Origin of the sequence: Streptomyces nogalater (genome assembly GCF_039532885.1) — a bacterium.
GTDB lineage: Bacteria > Actinomycetota > Actinomycetes > Streptomycetales > Streptomycetaceae > Streptomyces > Streptomyces nogalater.
On record NZ_BAAASM010000026.1, the window covers coordinates 54,908 to 72,590 of the forward strand.

Genomic DNA, 17,683 nt, shown 5'->3' on the forward strand with positions numbered 1-17,683 from the left:
TAACGACGGGCGCGGCCCGGCATCTGCCGTTTCATCGACGCGTAACACACAGGGCGCCTTCGTCACCCCGGCGAAACAACGAGGGGCTTCCACCGAAACCGCGCTGCGCGAGTCTCGTGGCGCACAACCGGCCCACCCCTCACCCGACCGGACCGCTCAGGCACCGCCCGCACGGGGCCGTACCAATCGACGAGGAGACGCCGATGGCACCAGCCATCATGCTTGCGGCGGACGCGCCCAGACTGTCGTCCGCCAACACAGGCTTCATGCTCATCTGTTCCGCCCTGGTGATGCTCATGACCCCGGCCCTGGCCTTCTTCTACGGAGGCATGGTCCGCGTCAAGAGCACCCTGAACATGCTGATGATGAGCTTCATCAGCCTCGGGATCGTCACCATCCTGTGGGTGCTCTACGGCTTCTCCCTCGCCTTCGGCAACGGCAACAGCCTGATCGGCTACAACGCCGACTGGATCGGCCTCAGCGACATCGGCCTCACCGAACTCTGGGACGGCTACACCATCCCGGTCTTCGTCTTCATGGTCTTCCAGCTGATGTTCGCCATCCTCACCCCGGCCCTGATCAGCGGCGCCCTCGCCGACCGGGTCAAGTTCTCCGCCTGGGCCCTCTTCGTCGCCCTGTGGGCCACCCTCGTCTACCTCCCCGTCGCCCACTGGGTCTGGGCCTCCGACGGCTGGGCCTTCAAGCTGGGCGTGATCGACTTCGCGGGCGGTACGGCGGTCCACATCAACGCCGGTGCGGCGGCGCTCGGTGTCATCCTCGTCATCGGCAAGCGCGTCGGCTTCAAACGGGACCCGATGCGCCCGCACAGCCTCCCGCTGGTCATGCTGGGCGCCGGACTGCTCTGGTTCGGCTGGTTCGGCTTCAACGCCGGCTCCTGGCTCGGCAACGACGACGGCGTGGGCGCGCTGATGTTCGTCAACACGCAGGTCGCCACCGCCGCCGCGATGCTGGCCTGGCTCGGCTACGAGAAGATCCGGCACGGCGCCTGCACCACGCTCGGCGCCGCCTCCGGCGCGGTCGCCGGCCTGGTCGCCATCACCCCCGCCGGCGGCGCGGTCTCCCCGCTCGGCGCGATCGCCGTCGGCGCCATCGCCGGCGTCGCCTGCGCCGCGGCCGTCGGGCTGAAGTTCCGGTTCGGCTACGACGACTCCCTCGACGTCGTCGGCGTCCACCTGGTCGGCGGCATCCTCGGCTCCCTGCTCGTCGGCTTCTTCGCCACCGGCAAGGGCCAGTCCACCGCCACCGGCGTCTTCTACGGCGACCACGGCTTCGACCAGCTGTGGAAGCAGTGCGCGGGCGTCTTCGCGGTCCTCGCCTACTCCCTGGTCGCCTCCGCCGTCCTCGCCTTCCTCCTCGACAAGACCCTCGGCATGCGGGTCACCGAGGACGAGGAGATCTCCGGCATCGACCAGGCCGAACACGCCGAGACCGCATACGACTTCAGCGGAGCGGGCGGCGGCGTCGCCGGGACCGCCGCCGCTGCCCTGGCCGCCGCGCAGACCCGGAAGGTGGACGCATGAAGCTCATCACCGCAGTCGTCAAGCCCCATCGGCTCGACGAGATCAAGGAAGCCCTCCAGGCCTTCGGCGTGCACGGACTCACCGTCACCGAGGCCAGCGGCTACGGCCGGCAGCGCGGCCACACCGAGGTCTACCGCGGCGCCGAGTACACCGTCGACCTCGTCCCCAAGGTCCGCGTGGAGGTACTGGCCGAGGACGACGACGCCGAGCAGCTGATCGAGGTCATCGTCAAGGCCGCCCGCACCGGCAAGATCGGGGACGGCAAGGTGTGGTCCCTGCCGGTGGAGACCGCCGTCCGCGTCCGCACCGGCGAGCGCGGCCCGGACGCACTCTGACCAGGACCGACAGAAAGAGGAGCCGCCGGTGACGGGCACGGACACGCACACAGGGACGGCGGATTCGGCATCCGGCGGCTACGCGGCGGCCCGGCTGCGCCTCCTCACCGGGGACGCGCGGTCCGGGCCGCCGCGCCGTTCCGCCCTCGCCGGACTGACCGACGACTGGCTCGCCGGGCTGTTCCGCGCGGCGGCCGTCCCGGCGAAGGGCGTCTCCCTCGTCGCCGTCGGCGGCTACGGCCGCGGGGAACTGTCCCCGCGCAGCGACCTGGACCTCGTCCTGCTGCACGACGGCTCGGACCCCGGCGCCGTCGCCGCCCTCGCCGACCGCATCTGGTACCCCGTCTGGGACCTCGGCCTCTCGCTCGACCACTCCGTGCGCACCCCCGCCGAGGCCCGCGGCACCGCCGCCGAGGACCTGAAGGTCCACCTCGGTCTGCTGGACGCCCGCCACCTGGCCGGCGACACCGCCCTGACCGCCGGCCTGCGCACCGCCGTGCTCACCGACTGGCGCAACCAGGCGCCCAAGCGCCTGCCCGAACTCCACGAACTGTGCGCCGAGCGCGCCGCCCGCCAGGGCGAACTGCGCTACCTGCTCGAACCCGACCTCAAGGAGGCCCGCGGCGGCCTGCGCGACGCCACCGCGCTGCGCGCCGTAGCCGCCTCCTGGCTCGCCGACGCCCCGCGCGAGGGACTGGCCGACGCCCGCCGCCACCTGCTCGACGTCCGCGACGCCCTCCACCTGGCCACCGGCCGCGCCACCGACCGGCTCGCCCTCCAGGAACAGGACCAGGTGGCCGCCGGGCTGGGCCTGCTGGACGCCGACATCCTGTTGCGCAGGGTCTACGAAGCCGCCCGCGTCATCGCCTACGCCGGTGATGTCACCTGGCGCGAAGTGGGGCGCGTCCTGCGCTCACGCGCCGCGCGGCCCCGCCTGCGCGCCCTGATCGGCGGCCGGCCGGCCACCGAACGCTCGCCGCTGGCCGAGGGGGTGGTGGAACAGGACGGCGAAGTGGTGCTCGCCCGCACCGCGCGCCCCGACCGCGACCCCGTCCTTCCGCTGCGCGCCGCTGCCGCCGCCGCGCAGGCCGGCCTCCCGCTCTCCCCGCACGCCGTCCGGCGCATGGCCGCCACCGCGCGCCCCCTGCCCACGCCCTGGCCCGCCGAGGCCCGCGAACAACTGGTCACCCTGCTCGGCTCCGGCCGCCCGACCGTCGAGGTCTGGGAGGCACTGGAGGCCGAGGGCCTGATCGCCCGCCTGCTGCCCGACTGGGAACGGGTCCGCTGCCGCCCCCAGCGCAACGCCGTCCACATCTGGACGGTCGACCGGCACCTCATCGAGACCGCCGTGCGCGCCTCCGCACTCACCCGCCGGGTCGGCCGCCCCGACCTGCTCCTGGTCGCCGCCCTGCTGCACGACATCGGCAAGGGCTGGCCCGGCGACCACTCGGTGGCCGGCGAGATCATCGCCAAGGACGTCGCCGCGCGCATCGGCTTCGACCACGCCGACACCGCCGTGCTGGCCACGCTGGTCCGCCACCACCTGCTGCTCGTCGAGACCGCCACCCGCCGCGACCTGGACGACCCCGCCACCGTCCGCCTCGTCGCCGACGCGGCCGGCACCCAGAGCACCCTGGAACTGCTGCACGCCCTCACCGAGGCGGACGCCCTCGCCACCGGCCCGGCCGCCTGGTCCTCCTGGCGCGGCTCCCTCGTCGCCGACCTGGTCCGGCGCGTCTCCGGGGTCCTCGCCGGGGCCGCCCCCGACGAGCCCGAACCCGCCGCGCCCACCGCCGAGCAGGAACGCCTCGCCATGGAGGCCTTCCGCACCGGCGGCCCGGTCCTCGCCCTGCGCGCCCAGACCGAACCCGTGCCCGGCGCGCAGCCGCCGCCCGGCGAACCGGAACCCCTGGGCGTCGAACTGCTCATCGCCGTCCCCGACCAGCCGGGCGTCCTGCCCGCCGTCGCCGGGGTCCTCGCCGTGCACCGCCTCACCGTCCGCACGGCGGAACTGCGCGCCCTGCGCCTGCCGGACGACGTGGACGACGACGGCACGGTCCTCCTGCTCGACTGGCGGGTGGCCGCCGAGTACGGCTCCCTGCCCCAGGCGGCCCGGCTGCGCACCGACCTCGTCCGCGCCCTCGACGGCTCCCTGGACATCGCCGGCCGCCTCGCCGAACGCGACGCGGCCTACCCCCGCCGGCGCGGCTGGACCGCCCCGCCGCCCCGGGTCACCGTGGCCCCGGCGGCCTCCCGCCACGCCACGGTGATCGAGGTCCGCGCCCAGGACGCGCCCGGCCTGCTCCACCGCATCGGCACGGCCCTGGAGAAGGCGGGCGTACGGGTGCGGAGCATGCACGTGTCGACACTGGGGGCGAACGCGGTGGACGCCTTCTACGTCACGACGGGCACGGGCGCGCCCCTGCCCACGCAGGACGCGGGATCACTGGCGCGGGTGCTGGAGGAAACATTGCGCGGGTGACCCTGCCCCGGTGCCCACGGCGCCGGGATACCCTGGAGGGCGATTCCTGTCAGACCGCCACCGACCCCGAGGACCGCGAGCGCCGTGTTCGACACTCTCTCCGATCGCCTGTCAGCGACTTTCAAGAACCTGCGCGGGAAGGGCCGGCTGAGCGAAGCGGACATCGACGCCACGGCACGTGAGATCCGTATCGCGCTTCTCGAAGCCGACGTGGCCCTCCCCGTCGTCCGCGCGTTCGTCAAGAACGTCAAGGAGCGGGCGCTCGGGGTCGAGATCTCCAAGGCCCTCAACCCGGCGCAGCAGTTCATCAAGATCGTCAACGACGAGCTGGTGGAGATCCTCGGCGGCGAGACCCGGCGGCTCCGCTTCGCCAAGCAGCCGCCCACCGTCATCATGCTGGCCGGTCTCCAGGGTGCCGGTAAGACCACCCTCGCCGGCAAGCTCGGCCGGTGGCTCAAGGAGCAGGGGCACTCCCCGCTGCTGGTCGCCTGCGACCTCCAGCGCCCGAACGCCGTGAACCAGCTCAGCGTCGTCGCCGAGCGCGCCGGTGTCGCCGTCTACGCCCCCGAGCCGGGCAACGGCGTCGGTGACCCGGTGAAGGTCGCCAAGGACTCCATCGAGTTCGCGAAGACCCGTGTGCACGACATCGTGATCGTGGACACCGCCGGCCGCCTCGGTATCGACGCCGAGATGATGCAGCAGGCCGCGGACATCCGGGACGCGGTCAGCCCCGACGAGATCCTCTTCGTCGTCGACGCCATGATCGGTCAGGACGCCGTCAACACCGCCGAGGCCTTCCGCGACGGCGTGGGCTTCGACGGCGTGGTGCTCTCCAAGCTCGACGGCGACGCCCGCGGTGGTGCCGCGCTGTCCATCCGGCAGATCACCGGCAAGCCGATCATGTTCGCGTCGAACGGCGAGAAGCTGGACGACTTCGACGCCTTCCACCCGGACCGGATGGCCTCCCGCATCCTCGACATGGGTGACCTGCTCACCCTGATCGAGCAGGCGGAGAAGACCTTCAGCCAGGAAGAGGCCGCCAAGATGGCCTCCAAGCTGGCGTCCAAGAAGGGCCAGGACTTCACCCTGGACGACTTCCTGTCCCAGATGGAGCAGGTCAGGAAGATGGGCAGCATCAGCAAGCTGCTCGGCATGCTCCCCGGCATGGGCCAGATCAAGGACCAGATCGCCAACCTGGACGAGCGGGACGTCGACCGCACCGCCGCGATCATCAAGTCCATGACCCCGGCCGAGCGCCAGGACCCGACGATCATCAACGGCTCGCGCCGCGCCCGTATCGCCAAGGGTTCCGGTGTCGACGTCAGCGCGGTCAAGGGCCTGGTCGAGCGGTTCTTCGAGGCCCGCAAGATGATGTCCCGCATGGCCCAGGGCGGCGGCATGCCGGGCATGCCGGGGATCCCGGGCATGGGCGGCGGCCCCGGCCGGCAGAAGAAGCAGCAGAAGAAGGCCAAGGGCAAGCAGCGCTCCGGCAACCCGATGAAGCGCAAGCAGCAGGAGCTGGAGGAGGCCCAACGCCGTGAGGCCGCCGCGCAGGCCGGCGGCGCGTTCGGCCTGCCGGGCCAGCAGGGTGGCCAGGACTTCGAGCTGCCGGACGAGTTCAAGAAGTTCATGGGCTGACCGGGTGGCGCCGGTTCCGGACCGGCCCGTACGTCGTCGGGGGCGCCCCTCCAGCGGAGGAGCGCCCCTTGCGCGTGCCGGTGTCCGGACGGTGTCGTACCGTCCCGGTATGAGCAACCCCGCTCCGCCGCGCAAGTCGCCGGACCAGCCCTGGCGCACCGAGGGCGCCCCGGAGGAGCCGCCGCGGCAGCCTCCCGGCGGGCGCGGGATGCGGGGCGGCTGGTGGCGGCTGATCCTCACCGCGCTGGTCGTCTACCTGATCGCCAACCTGGTGCTGTCCTACGTCGACCAGGCGAACGAGCCGACGATCTCGTACACCGAGTTCAGCAGGCAGGTGAACGCGGGCAACGTCGACAAGATCTACGCCAAGGGCGACTCGATCCAGGGCCAGCTCAAGAAGGAGCGGAAGAACCCGGACGGCGGCGGGGGGTACACCAAGTTCAACACCGAGCGGCCGTCGTTCGCGGACGACGACCTGTGGGCGGACCTGACCCGGCACAAGGTCAATGTGACGGCCGAGCCGGTCGTCCAGCACCGCAGCTTTCTCGCCAACCTGCTGATCTCGTTGGCGCCGATGCTGCTGCTGATCGCCGTGTGGGTGTTCGTCGCGCGGCGGATGAGCGCGGGACTCGGCGGCGCGGGCGGAATGCTCGGCCGCAAGGCGCCGCCGAAGCCGGTGGAACTGGTGCCGGGGGAGAAGCGCACCACGTTCGCCGACGTGGCCGGTATCGACGAGGTCGAGGCCGAGCTGAACGATGTGGTCGACTTCCTGAAGAACCCCGACGCCTACCGCCGGATGGGCGCCAAGATGCCGCGGGGCGTGCTGCTCGCGGGCCCGCCGGGCACCGGCAAGACGCTGCTGGCGCGGGCGGTGGCCGGGGAGGCGGGCGTGCCGTTCTTCTCCGCCTCGGCCTCCGAGTTCATCGAGATGATCGTGGGCGTGGGCGCCTCCCGGGTGCGGGAGCTGTTCGCGGAGGCCCGCAAGGTCGCGCCGTCGATCATCTTCATCGACGAGATCGACACCATCGGGCGGGCGCGCGGCGGCGGCGCGTCGATGGGCGGGCACGACGAGCGCGAGCAGACGCTGAACCAGATCCTCACCGAGATGGACGGCTTCTCCGGTGCGGAGGGCGTGATCGTGATCGCGGCCACCAACCGCGCCGACATCCTGGACCCGGCCCTGACCCGCCCCGGCCGCTTCGACCGGGTGGTGCAGGTCTCGCCGCCGGACCGCGGCGGACGCGAGGCCATCCTGCGGATCCACACCCGGGACATCCCGCTCGCCGACGACGTCGATCTCGGGCAGGTGGCCCGTACGACACCGGGCATGACGGGCGCGGAGCTGGCGAACCTGGCCAACGAGGCCGCGCTGCTCGCGGTCAAGCGGAAGCAGCGGCAGGTGACCGGCACCGATCTGTCCGAGGCGCTGGAGAAGGTCCAGCTGGGGGCGGAGCGGTCGCTGGTGATGCCGGAGGAGGAGCGCCGGCGCACCGCGTACCACGAGAGCGGGCACGCGCTGCTGGGCATGCTGCAACCGGGTGCCGACCCGGTGCGCAAGATCACGATCGTGCCGCGCGGCCGGGCGCTGGGCGTCACCCTGTCGACGCCGGATGCGGACAAGTACGCGTTCACCGAGGAGTACCTGCGCGGCCGGATCATCGGCGCGCTGGGCGGGATGGCGGCCGAGCAGGTGGTCTACGGCGTGGTCACCACGGGTTCGGAGAGCGACCTGGAGCAGGTCACCGCCATCGCCCGGGGCATGGTGTCGCGCTGGGGCATGAGCGAGCGGGTGGGCAGGCTGTCGGCGCTGCCGAACGACGCCCAGCAGGCCTACGGTCTCGCCGCCGCCCCGCAGACCCTCGACGTGATCGACACGGAGATGCGGCGGATCGTGGACGAGTGCTACGCGGAGGCGTGCCGCAAGCTGCGCGACCACCGGGGGCGGCTCGACGCGCTCGCGCACGCCCTGCTGGAGAACGAGACGCTGGAGGAGGCGGACGCGTACCGCATCGCCGGGATCACCCGCCTGGGCAAGGACGCCGGCGCCTAGGGGACCCGGGCGACCAGGTAGCGGAAGACGTTCGGCATCCACACGGTGCCGTCCGGGCGGCGGTGCGGGTGCAGGGCCTCCGTCAGCTCCTTGTCGACCTGCCGGGCGTCGGTCGCCGTGATCGCCGCGTCGAACAGGCCGGTCGAGAGCAGTCCCCGTACGGCGCTGTCCAGGTCGGCGTACCCGAACGGGCAGGCCACCCGGCCGGAGCCGTCGGGCCGCAGCCCGGCCCGGGCGGCGGCCTCCTCCAGATCGTCGCGGCGGGCGGGCCGCCAGCCGCGGTCGCCGGGCGGCGGCTCGGCCAGTCCGGCGGCCGTGCGCAGTACCGAGGTGGTGGCGCAGCGTTCGGGCGGCCCCCAGCCGGCCAGCACCACGGCGGCCCCGCGCGCGGCCAGCGGCAGGGCGGCGGCGAGCAGCTCGCCGAGCCCGTCGGCGTCGCCCGGATCGAGGACGGTCACCAGGGTGTACGGCTCACCGCCGGCCGGTTCGGCGGGCGGTCCGTCGAGGAGCTGCGGGCGCGTCCGCGTGTGCGCGCCACCGGGTCTGCCGTCCGGCAGCAGGCGGGCGCGCGCGAGGGCGAGCCGTTCCGGGAAGGCGGAGTCGACGCCGGTGACCGATGCACCCCGGGAGGCCGCCAGCAGCAGGGCGAGCCCGGCCCCGCAGCGCAGACCCAGCAGCCGGCTTCCGGGGCCCACGCCGAGCCGGTCGTAGACGGCTTCGTAGAGCGGTACGAGCATCCGCTCCTGGATCTCGGACCAGTCACGCGCGCGTGCGCTCAGGTCCACGCAGGGTGCCGGGTCCGCGTGAGCCACGTGCTGCCGCACGAGCGTAGATGTCATAGAAGCGCCCCAATCCGCCGACGGTTCGTCGCTGTATTCGGTCGCGTGGCCCCCGTGCCGTGCGTGCGCACTTCCCACGTATGCCAGGTAACTCCGGGCCCGCGGTGCCGTCCAGGGGTTGCGGGGTCCGGCTTGGGCCCAGGGCGCGGGAGTGGCGAGAATTCACATCCCGGCAACCTGGCGGGCCGTACGGTGGCCGCGCATGGGGGGAGAGCCGCTGCCTGCCGGGGAGGCGGGCCGGTGGCGGGCGGTGGGGCGGCAGGCGGTAACGTCGCGCGGGCGGGGACGGAACGGCGGGCCGCGAGCGACCGGATCCGGCTCCCGGGTGGCCGACGGCCCCTGCGATCTCCGGGCCCACCGGCGGTGCGTAGCGCGGACTACGTACCGGCTTGCGACGAGCTGTGACGCTTCTGGGCAGATCAGCGCACCCGCCCTCGTCAGGACGCATCAGCGGCAACTGACGGGTACGTGCAAATTATTTGGGATGCCCCGGAATAGGAACACAGAGGCACCCCCGCTCGTTGTCATTACGTGAGCACGACACAGACACAGACACCACCTGTTCTCGCCGCAGAGCTGGCGCAGGCGTGGGCCGACATTCAGCGGCACCACCCCGAGCTGCCGGACCTGGCCGCACCGGAGTCCCTGATCGGAGAGTCGTCGTCCGCGTGTGGTCACGAACTCTCCTTCGAACGGCTGCTTCATGAGGCAGTCCACGGCATCGCCGCCGCCCGTGGTATCCGGGACACCTCCCGGGCCGGCCGCTATCACAACCGTCGGTTTCTCGCGATCGCCGAGGAGCTGGGCCTGGACCATCCCGAGGAGCCGCACCCGAGCAGCGGTTTCTCCCTGGTCACGCTCAACGCCGAGGCCAAGCGGCGCTACCGCCCGACCATCGAGCGGCTGCAGCGCGCGCTGAAGGCCCACCTGGCCGCCACCTCCGCCGACACCTCCCGCACCTTCCGGGGTCCGGCCGCCCGGCACGGCTCCTCCGGCGGCGGCGTCCGCGTCAAGGCGGTGTGCGACTGCGGGCGCAACGTCCGGGTCGTCCCGTCGGTCCTCGCCCAGGCCCCCATCGTCTGCGGCGGCTGCGGCAAGCCGTTCAGAATCCCGGAGGTCATGGGGGCGGCGTAGGCGCGGCACACGGATACCGGCATCTCGTGGCTGCCGACGTGTCCTCGTGTCCGGGGCGCCGCTGTGATCACCGTCGCTGCGGGTGGTCGTGCCGCGGGGACGGCACGGGCGGGCGTGGCGGCACCTCGCGGCGCCGAGCCGCGCACCCGACGCACCTCACCTCCGCGCCGGGTGCCGATCGAGCGTGCAGGAGTCCGCCTGCCGAACCCTGGGCCGGAAGCGGCCCGCGGGGTATGGCAGAATGGCTAGCTGTACTCGACAGTCGCATAGGACCCCTCTCTCCTCCGGCTGACGCGTCCATCGGGCACTCGGGTACCGCAACCCCACGCGGCGTCTCGCCGTGCCCAACCACGTCAATTCCAGGAGAACCCACTCCCGTGGCAGTCAAGATCAAGCTGAAGCGTCTGGGCAAGATCCGTTCGCCTCACTACCGCATCGTCGTCGCCGACTCCCGTACCCGCCGTGACGGCCGGGCCATCGAGGAGATCGGCAAGTACCACCCGACCTACAACCCGTCGGTCATCGAGGTGGACGCCGAGCGCGTGGCGTACTGGCTGGGTGTCGGCGCGCAGCCGACCGAGCCCGTGCTCGCCATCCTCAAGAAGACCGGCGACTGGCAGAAGTTCAAGGGCGAGCCGGCCCCCGCGCCGCTGCTCGTCGCCGAGCCCAAGCCGGCCCGTCCGTCGTTCGAGGCCCTCGGCGGTGACGACGAGGGCAAGGGTGAGGCGATCACCCAGAAGAAGAAGGCTGAGAAGAAGGACGAGGCCGCGGCTGAGTCCGAGTCGACCGAGGCCTGAGCAGCATGCTCGAAGAGGCGCTTGAGCACCTCGTGAAGGGCATCGTCGACAACCCTGACGATGTGCAGGTCGCCTCGCGCAACCTGCGCCGCGGACGCGTGCTGGAGGTCCGGGTCCACCCGGACGACCTCGGCAAGGTGATCGGTCGCAACGGCCGCACCGCGCGCGCCCTGCGTACCGTCGTGGGCGCCATCGGCGGTCGCGGTGTCCGCGTCGACCTGGTCGACGTGGACGACGTCCGCTGACGCTTCATCGCAACCGGCTCGGGCCGGGGAGGGCCACTGGGCCGTCCCCGGCCCGCAGTCGTATGACAGGAGATTTGGACAGGTGCAGCTGGTAGTCGCACGGATCGGCCGTGCCCATGGAGTCAAGGGCGAGGTCACCGTCGAGGTACGTACCGACGAGCCGGAGCTGAGGCTCGGCCCCGGCGCCGTCCTCGCCACGGAGCCCGCTTCCGCGGGACCGCTGACCATCGAGACGGGGCGGGTGCACAGCGGCCGCCTCCTGCTGCGCTTCGAGGGCGTCACCGACCGCACCGCGGCCGAGGCCCTGCGCAACACCCTGCTGATCGCCGAGGTGGATCCGGAGGAACTGCCCGAGGGCGAGGACGAGTACTACGACCATCAGCTGATCGACCTGGACGTGGTCACCGAGGACGGCACGGAGGTCGGACGGATCACCGAGATCTCCCACCTGCCCACGCAGGACCTGTTCATCGTGGAGCGCCCGGACGGCAGCGAGGTGCTGATCCCGTTCGTGGAGGAGATCGTCACCGAGATCGACCTGGCCGAACAGCGGGCGGTCATCGCGCCGCCGCCGGGCCTGATCGACGACCGTGCCGAGATCGCCTCGTCCAGGGACGAGGACGCATGAGGCTCGACGTCGTCACGATCTTCCCCGAGTACCTGGAACCGCTGAACGTCTCCCTGGTCGGCAAGGCACGCGCGCGCGGGCAGCTGAACGTCCACGTGCACGACCTGCGCGGCTGGACGTACGACCGGCACAACACGGTGGACGACACGCCGTACGGCGGCGGCCCCGGCATGGTCATGAAGACCGATCCCTGGGGCGAGGCCCTCGACACGGTCCTCGCCGACGGCTACGAGTCCGGCGCCCAGGCCCCCGCGCTGATCGTGCCCACGCCCAGCGGCCGCCGCTTCACCCAGGAACTGGCCGTCGAACTGTCCGAACGCCCCTGGCTGATCTTCACACCGGCCCGCTACGAGGGCATCGACCGGCGCGTCATGGACGAGTACGCCACCCGCCTCCCCGTCTACGAGGTCTCCATCGGCGACTACGTCCTGGCCGGCGGCGAGGCGGCCGTCCTGGTCGTCACGGAGGCCGTCGCCCGGCTGCTGCCCGGCGTCCTCGGCAACGCCGAGTCCCACCGCGACGACTCCTTCGCCCCCGGCGCGATGGCAAGCCTCCTGGAAGGCCCCGTCTACACCAAGCCGCCCGTCTGGCGCGGCCGGGACATCCCCGAGGTGCTGCTCAGCGGTCACCACGGGAAGATCGCCCGCTGGCGCCGCGACGAGGCACTGAAGCGCACGACCGCCAACCGGCCCGACCTGATCGAGCGCTGCGACCCCAAGGCCTTCGACAAGAAGGACCGCGAGATGCTCTCCATCCTGGGCTGGGAACCGGATCCGGGCGGGGAGCCGTACGGCCGATTTTGGCGCCGCGCCGGCGGCGTGGAAGAATAGGCCGCTGTTGTGCGTCCGTCGGGCGGCGCCCCTGCCACAGGGGGACACGACGCCCGCCCCGATCCGCACGGCAGTCCTCCTGGAACCACCTAGTTTCCGTTGATGACCTGTGGCATCAGCGAAGAAAGCAGACGAAATGTCTCACCTGCTCGACTCCGTCGACTCCGCGTCGCTGCGCAGCGACATCCCGGCCTTCCGCCCGGGTGACACCGTCAACGTCCACGTCCGCGTCATCGAGGGCAACCGCTCCCGTGTGCAGCAGTTCAAGGGCGTTGTGATCCGCCGCCAGGGCTCCGGTGTCCGCGAGACCTTCACGGTCCGCAAGGTCTCGTTCTCCGTCGGCGTCGAGCGCACCTTCCCGGTGCACACCCCGATCGTCGAGAAGATCGAGCTGGTCACCCGTGGTGACGTGCGCCGCGCCAAGCTGTACTACCTCCGTGAGCTGCGCGGCAAGGCCGCGAAGATCAAGGAGAAGCGCGAGAGCTGAGTGCTCTGCCGGGGTCACAGCGGGGCCGGATAGCATCTGGCCCCGATGGACACCGAAGCACAGCCGACCGAGCGCGACCGCTCCTCCCACCCCCGTCCTGCGGGGGTGGAGGGCCGGTCGCGTTTCGCATGGGCGGCCCGGCTCGCCGACCGGCTCCCGGGCGGCCGGCTCACCCTCGCCCTCCTCACCGGCCTGGCGTTCCTGCTGGTCCTCAACGCCTTCGTGGTACAGCCCTTCCAGATCCCGAGCGGATCCATGGAGCAGGGGCTGCGGATCGGGGACCGGGTCCTGGTGAACAAGCTGGCATACCGTTTCGGAGCCCAGCCGCGCCGCGGTGACGTGATCGTGTTCGACGGAACCGGGTATTTCGGGGACGCCGACTACGTCAAGCGGGTCGTCGGGGTAGGGGGAGACCATGTGGTCTGCTGCGACAAGCGGGGGAGGATCGAGGTGAACGGCCACCCGGTCGACGAGACCGCGTTCCTCTACCCGGGGGACAGCGCCTCCGGCGTGCCCTTCGACGTCGCCGTCCCCCCGGGCCGGCTGTTCGTCCTCGGCGACCACCGCAGCGACTCCAGCGACTCCCGCGACCACCTCGGCTCGCCCGGCGGCGGCATGATCCCCGTCGGGGACGTCATCGGCCGGGCCGACTGGATCCTGTGGCCGTACCGCCACTGGACCCATCTGACCCGGCCGGCCGCCTACGCGCGGGTGCCCGACGCCCCGGCGGAGGGCGGCCATGGGTAACCGCGGCAAGCCCCGCCGGGCGCCCGCCGGCGATCTGCTGCCCACCGGGGCCCGCCGCGCCTCCGCGCCCGGCGGCGGCCGCACCCGCGCGGAGCGTCGCAGACTCCAGCGCAAGGTCAAGCGCAAGCGCAGACGCTCGGCCGTCCGGGAGATCCCTCTCCTGGTGGGCGTCGCCGTCCTCATCGCGCTCGTCCTGAAGACCTTCCTCGTCCAGGCGTTCGTCATCCCGTCCGGGTCCATGGAGCAGACCATCCGGATCGGCGACCGGGTGCTGGTCGACAAGCTCACCCCCTGGTTCGGCGCCGAACCGGAGCGCGGGGACGTCGTCGTCTTCCACGACCCGGGCGGCTGGCTCCAGGACGAGCAGCCCGCCAAGAAGAGCGACCCGGTCGTCCTCAAGCAGCTCAAGGAAGGGCTCGGCTTCATCGGCCTGCTGCCGTCCGACAACGAGAAAGACCTGATCAAACGGGTCATCGGGGTCGGCGGCGACCACGTGAAGTGCTGTGACGCCCAGGGCCGCGTCACCGTCAACGGCGTACCGCTCACCGAGGGCGACTACCTCTATCCGGGGGACCAGCCGTCCGACACGCCCTTCGACATCACCGTCCCCGAGGGCCGGCTGTGGGTCATGGGCGACCACCGGGGCAACTCCGCGGACTCCCGCTCCCACCAGGACACCCCCTACGGCGGCACGGTCTCCGTGGACTCGGTGGTGGGCCGGGCCATGGTCATCGGCTGGCCGGTCGGCCACTGGACGCGCCTTTCGGAACCTAAAACCTTCGCAAGCGTCACCGACTCGGCGCCGGGGACCGCCGCCGCTCCCCGGGTGTCGCATAGGGTTGCCCCGGAGAATCGGAATGGAATGACACGGCTTGCGACCCCTGCGGAACTCCCGCTCGTTATGGGAGTGGTGGGCCTGCGCAGTGTGTGGGGCAGGCAGCGGCACAGAGTGAGGAGTTGGCGTGGGGGATGTTGCGGTTGGCGCACGGTCGGGGCACGACGGCGAGGAGCACCGCGGGCACCCCGGGGCACCGGACGTTCCCGTCCCGGACGGCGCCATGAACTCCGGTGACGACCGGGCGGACGGCGGCGACGGCACGCCGGAGGGCGAGCCGCGCGCCGGGACCGCGGCGTCGGTCACGGGGGCGCGGCCGCCCAGGCAGTCGCGCTCCTTCTGGAAGGAGCTGCCGATCCTGGTCGGCATCGCGCTGGTCCTGGCGCTGCTGATCAAGACGTTCCTGGTGCAGGCGTTCTCGATCCCGTCCGACTCGATGCAGAACACCCTCCAGCAGGGCGACCGCGTCCTGGTCGACAAGCTCACCCCGTGGTTCGGCTCCGAGCCCGAGCGCGGCGAGGTCGTCGTCTTCCACGACCCGGACAACTGGCTGGCGGGCGAGCCGACGCCTACCCCGAACCCGGTGCAGAAGGTCCTCAGCTGGATCGGCCTGATGCCCTCGGCGGAGGAGAAGGACCTGATCAAGCGCGTGGTCGGAGTCGGTGGCGACACGGTCGAGTGCAAGAACAGCGGCCCGCTGAAGGTCAACGGCAAGGCGCTGGACGAGCCGTACGTCTACCCGGGCAACACGCCGTGCAGCGTGGACGACCAGGGCGGCCAGTTCAAGGTGAAGGTGCCCCAGGGCTACATCTGGGTGATGGGCGACCACCGCCAGAACTCCCGTGACTCGCGCTACAACCAGTCCGACAGGAACCACGGCATGGTTCCCGTGGACAAGGTCGTCGGCCGCGCGATCGTCAAGGCCTGGCCCATCAACCGCTGGGGCACCCTGCCCGTCCCGGACACCTTCGACCAGCCCGGCCTCGACCGGCAGTCCGCCGCCGCCGCGTCCCTGACGGCCGCCCCGCAGGGCCTGGCCGTCGCCGGGGTGCTGCCGGTGGCGCTGTGGCGCCGACGGCGGAACGGGCGCGGGGCGGCGGCCCCGCAGCGGACGACGGCGACCGCGGCCGGCCCCGCCGCGACCCCCGCCGGGAACGCGTCCGCCGGCGACCTGTGACCCCTCGGCCGGCCCCGCCCGGCCCGGCCGGCTCTCCCGGCGGCCCCGGTCGCCGTGGAGAGGCTGCGGGGCCTGCGGGGCTGCCCCCGCCCGGTACCGCCGGGTAGGGTGCGGGGCCATGGGTGGCGAGAGCGTGACGCGTACGGCCCCGCCGGGCGGCAGCGGTACGGCACGGGCCGGCGGCGGCCGGCTCGGGCAGCGGCTGTCCGGACTGGCGGTGGCACTGGGACTGGTGATGTTCCTCGGCGGCTTCGCGTGGGCGGCGCTGGTCTACCGGCCGTACACCGTCCCGACCAGCTCCATGTCGCCCACCATCGCCGCCGGCGACCGGGTGCTGGCCCAGCGGGTCGACGGTGACGAGGTGCGCCGCGGTGACGTGGTCGTCTTCGAGGACAAGAACTGGGTCGCCAACTCCAAGGTGGTCAAGCGCGTGGTCGCCGTGGGCGGGGACACCGTCTCCTGCTGCACCGACGGCAAGCTGACCGTCGACGGCAAGCCGATCGAGGAGGCCTATCTGCCCGAGGGCAGCCTGGCCGAGCTGAAGGGCTTCGGCACGGTGACCGTCCCCGAGGGCCGGCTCTTCCTCCTCGGCGACGAACGCCAGGGTTCGCTGGACTCCACCGCCCACCTCACCGAGGCGGCGCGGGGCACCGTCTCCCGCGACGCCGTCTCGGCCCGCGTGGACGCCGTCGTCTGGCCCTGGAAGGGCATGCTCAAGCGCCCCACCGGCTTCGAGACGCTGGGCGCCCTCTCCCAGCCGGGTCCGCTGCGCACGATCCAGGTGCTGGTCGTGGCCGGCGCGGTCCTGATCCTCGGCGGCGGCGCCTACGGCCCGATCGCGGCCCGCCTCGGCCGCTCCCGCACCGCCACGCCCCGTCCGGAGACCGCCGGTGCCCGCTGAGACGACACGGCCGGCGGGGGAGCCGCGGGAGGACGAACGGCCGGACGCGAGCCGGAAGCCGTACGACGGTGCGGGGCCGTACGAGGGTACGGAGCCGTACGAGAGCGAGGGGCCGTACGAGGGCGAGGGGCCGCCGTACGTGGAAGGCGCGGGCGGCCCGCGCAAGGTGGCGCGGGTGGTGCTGCTGGACCCCCAGGATCGCATCCTCCTCCTGCACGGCCATGAGCCCGACGACCCGGACGACGACTGGTGGTTCACGCCCGGCGGCGGGCTGGAGGGCACCGAGACGCGCGAGGAGGCCGCGCTGCGGGAACTCGCGGAGGAGACCGGCATCACCGACGTCGAACTGGGCCCGGTGCTCTGGCGGCGGCGGTGCTCGTTCCCGTTCGCGGGCCGCCGCTGGGACCAGGACGAGTGGTACTACCTGGCCCGCACCAGCCAGACGGCCACCGCGGCGACGGGGCTGACGGAGCTGGAACGGCGCAGCGTCGCCGGAGCGCGCTGGTGGACGTGTGCGGAACTGACCCGGGCGCATGAGACGGTGTATCCGACCAGACTCGCCGAGCTGCTGCGCACGCTGCTCGTCGAAGGTCCCCCCGCCAGGCCCGTGACCCTCGACACGGAAATCGTCTGAGGGATCGTCGGACTGGCGCACAATGGTGGGATCGCACGGCTGAAGGGGAACATGCCATGAGCGCCGAGGACCTCGAAAAGTACGAGACCGAGATGGAGCTGAAGCTCTACCGGGAGTACCGAGATGTCGTCGGTCTGTTCAAATACGTGATCGAGACCGAGCGGCGTTTCTATCTCACCAACGACTACGAGATGCAGGTGCACTCGGTGCAGGGCGAGGTATTCTTCGAGGTCACCATGGCCGACGCCTGGGTCTGGGACATGTACCGCCCGGCCCGCTTCGTCAAGCAGGTGCGCGTCCTGACGTTCAAGGACGTGAACATCGAGGAGCTGAACAAGAGCGATCTGGAGCTGCCGGGCGGCTGATGACCTGCGGCTTCACCA

The 17,683-nt window shown here is 72.0% G+C and carries 18 protein-coding genes; 17 read left to right on the forward strand and 1 reads right to left on the reverse strand.

Features of this window, described 5'->3' with window-relative positions; translation table 11 throughout:
- Positions 1-203 precede the first annotated feature (203 nt).
- The 5 genes from ABD350_RS18370 (at position 204) to ftsH (ending at position 8,046) form a co-directional block, all read left to right on the forward strand.
- Positions 204-1,541, forward strand: a complete 1,338-nt coding sequence (locus ABD350_RS18370; protein ID WP_344349225.1) for an ammonium transporter — start codon at positions 204-206, stop codon at positions 1,539-1,541.
- Positions 1,538-1,876, forward strand: coding sequence for a P-II family nitrogen regulator (locus ABD350_RS18375; RefSeq protein WP_030612756.1), 339 nt, complete (start codon positions 1,538-1,540; stop codon positions 1,874-1,876). The genes ABD350_RS18370 and ABD350_RS18375 overlap by 4 nt, the downstream gene beginning before the upstream one ends.
- Positions 1,877-1,904: 28 nt before the next feature.
- Entirely contained in the window at positions 1,905-4,358 is a 2,454-nt protein-coding gene (locus tag ABD350_RS18380) for a [protein-PII] uridylyltransferase (RefSeq protein ID WP_344349226.1), read from the forward strand.
- Between the two features lie 84 nt (positions 4,359-4,442).
- Positions 4,443-5,996 (forward strand): signal recognition particle protein, encoded by a 1,554-nt coding sequence (gene ffh, locus ABD350_RS18385; RefSeq protein ID WP_344349227.1) that lies wholly within the window; start codon positions 4,443-4,445, stop codon positions 5,994-5,996.
- A gap of 109 nt (positions 5,997-6,105) precedes the next feature.
- Positions 6,106-8,046: an ATP-dependent zinc metalloprotease FtsH gene (gene ftsH, locus ABD350_RS18390; RefSeq protein ID WP_344349228.1), complete on the forward strand. Its 1,941-nt coding sequence runs from the start codon at positions 6,106-6,108 to the stop codon at positions 8,044-8,046.
- On the opposite strand, the gene ABD350_RS18395 is transcribed toward ftsH, so the two are convergent.
- On the reverse strand, positions 8,043-8,885 hold the full coding sequence (locus ABD350_RS18395) for an SAM-dependent methyltransferase (RefSeq protein ID WP_344349229.1): 843 nt from the start codon (positions 8,883-8,885) through the stop codon (positions 8,043-8,045). The genes ftsH and ABD350_RS18395 overlap by 4 nt on opposite strands.
- Positions 8,886-9,416: 531 nt before the next feature.
- On the opposite strand from ABD350_RS18395, the gene ABD350_RS18400 reads away from it, so the two are divergent.
- From ABD350_RS18400 to ABD350_RS18455, 12 genes are all read left to right on the forward strand, one after another.
- Positions 9,417-10,019 (forward strand): hypothetical protein, encoded by a 603-nt coding sequence (locus tag ABD350_RS18400; protein WP_030785132.1) that lies wholly within the window; start codon positions 9,417-9,419, stop codon positions 10,017-10,019.
- Between the two features lie 377 nt (positions 10,020-10,396).
- Positions 10,397-10,816, forward strand: coding sequence for a 30S ribosomal protein S16 (gene rpsP, locus ABD350_RS18405; RefSeq protein ID WP_030785131.1), 420 nt, complete (start codon positions 10,397-10,399; stop codon positions 10,814-10,816).
- Between the two features lie 5 nt (positions 10,817-10,821).
- Positions 10,822-11,061: an RNA-binding protein gene (locus ABD350_RS18410; RefSeq protein ID WP_030612780.1), complete on the forward strand. Its 240-nt coding sequence runs from the start codon at positions 10,822-10,824 to the stop codon at positions 11,059-11,061.
- A gap of 82 nt (positions 11,062-11,143) precedes the next feature.
- Positions 11,144-11,689, forward strand: a complete 546-nt coding sequence (rimM, locus tag ABD350_RS18415; protein WP_344349230.1) for a ribosome maturation factor RimM — start codon at positions 11,144-11,146, stop codon at positions 11,687-11,689.
- Complete coding sequence (gene trmD / locus ABD350_RS18420) at positions 11,686-12,519, forward strand: tRNA (guanosine(37)-N1)-methyltransferase TrmD (RefSeq protein ID WP_344349231.1); 834 nt, start codon at positions 11,686-11,688, stop codon at positions 12,517-12,519. Before rimM ends, trmD begins: the two co-directional genes overlap by 4 nt.
- Before the next feature lie 136 nt (positions 12,520-12,655).
- The gene (gene rplS, locus ABD350_RS18425) at positions 12,656-13,006 is read left to right on the forward strand and encodes a 50S ribosomal protein L19 (RefSeq protein WP_030612790.1); all 351 of its coding nucleotides are present in this window, start codon (positions 12,656-12,658) and stop codon (positions 13,004-13,006) included.
- Positions 13,007-13,051: 45 nt separating this feature from the next.
- Complete coding sequence (gene lepB / locus ABD350_RS18430; protein WP_344349232.1) at positions 13,052-13,753, forward strand: signal peptidase I; 702 nt, start codon at positions 13,052-13,054, stop codon at positions 13,751-13,753.
- Complete coding sequence (gene lepB, locus ABD350_RS18435) at positions 13,746-14,825, forward strand: signal peptidase I (protein WP_344349233.1); 1,080 nt, start codon at positions 13,746-13,748, stop codon at positions 14,823-14,825. The genes lepB (ABD350_RS18430) and lepB (ABD350_RS18435) overlap by 8 nt, the downstream gene beginning before the upstream one ends.
- On the forward strand, positions 14,716-15,765 hold the full coding sequence (lepB, locus tag ABD350_RS18440; protein ID WP_344349234.1) for a signal peptidase I: 1,050 nt from the start codon (positions 14,716-14,718) through the stop codon (positions 15,763-15,765). The genes lepB (ABD350_RS18435) and lepB (ABD350_RS18440) overlap by 110 nt, the downstream gene beginning before the upstream one ends.
- A gap of 118 nt (positions 15,766-15,883) precedes the next feature.
- Positions 15,884-16,666 (forward strand): signal peptidase I, encoded by a 783-nt coding sequence (lepB, locus tag ABD350_RS18445; protein ID WP_344349236.1) that lies wholly within the window; start codon positions 15,884-15,886, stop codon positions 16,664-16,666.
- Positions 16,667-16,805: 139 nt separating this feature from the next.
- A complete protein-coding gene (locus ABD350_RS18450; RefSeq protein ID WP_344349300.1) occupies positions 16,806-17,300 on the forward strand; it encodes an NUDIX hydrolase in 495 nt (164 codons plus the stop codon).
- 56 nt (positions 17,301-17,356) lie between these two features.
- A complete protein-coding gene (locus ABD350_RS18455; protein ID WP_014675276.1) occupies positions 17,357-17,665 on the forward strand; it encodes a DUF2469 domain-containing protein in 309 nt (102 codons plus the stop codon).
- Positions 17,666-17,683: the final 18 nt, after the last annotated feature.

What these genes read in the sequence shown, in the direction of transcription:
- ABD350_RS18375 (WP_030612756.1), top strand. Translation starts at nt 1,538, where the DNA reads ATGAAGCTCATCACCGCAGTCGTCAAGCCCCATCGGCTCGACGAGATC.
- ABD350_RS18370 (WP_344349225.1), top strand. Translation starts at nt 204, where the DNA reads ATGGCACCAGCCATCATGCTTGCGGCGGACGCGCCCAGACTGTCGTCC.
- lepB (WP_344349236.1), top strand. Translation starts at nt 15,884, where the DNA reads ATGGGTGGCGAGAGCGTGACGCGTACGGCCCCGCCGGGCGGCAGCGGT.
- lepB (WP_344349233.1), top strand. Translation starts at nt 13,746, where the DNA reads ATGGGTAACCGCGGCAAGCCCCGCCGGGCGCCCGCCGGCGATCTGCTG.
- ABD350_RS18455 (WP_014675276.1), top strand. Translation starts at nt 17,357, where the DNA reads ATGAGCGCCGAGGACCTCGAAAAGTACGAGACCGAGATGGAGCTGAAG.
- ftsH (WP_344349228.1), top strand. Translation starts at nt 6,106, where the DNA reads ATGAGCAACCCCGCTCCGCCGCGCAAGTCGCCGGACCAGCCCTGGCGC.
- ABD350_RS18410 (WP_030612780.1), top strand. Translation starts at nt 10,822, where the DNA reads ATGCTCGAAGAGGCGCTTGAGCACCTCGTGAAGGGCATCGTCGACAAC.
- trmD (WP_344349231.1), top strand. Translation starts at nt 11,686, where the DNA reads ATGAGGCTCGACGTCGTCACGATCTTCCCCGAGTACCTGGAACCGCTG.
- ABD350_RS18395 (WP_344349229.1), bottom strand. Translation starts at nt 8,885, where the DNA reads ATGACATCTACGCTCGTGCGGCAGCACGTGGCTCACGCGGACCCGGCA.
- rplS (WP_030612790.1), top strand. Translation starts at nt 12,656, where the DNA reads ATGTCTCACCTGCTCGACTCCGTCGACTCCGCGTCGCTGCGCAGCGAC.
- lepB (WP_344349232.1), top strand. Translation starts at nt 13,052, where the DNA reads ATGGACACCGAAGCACAGCCGACCGAGCGCGACCGCTCCTCCCACCCC.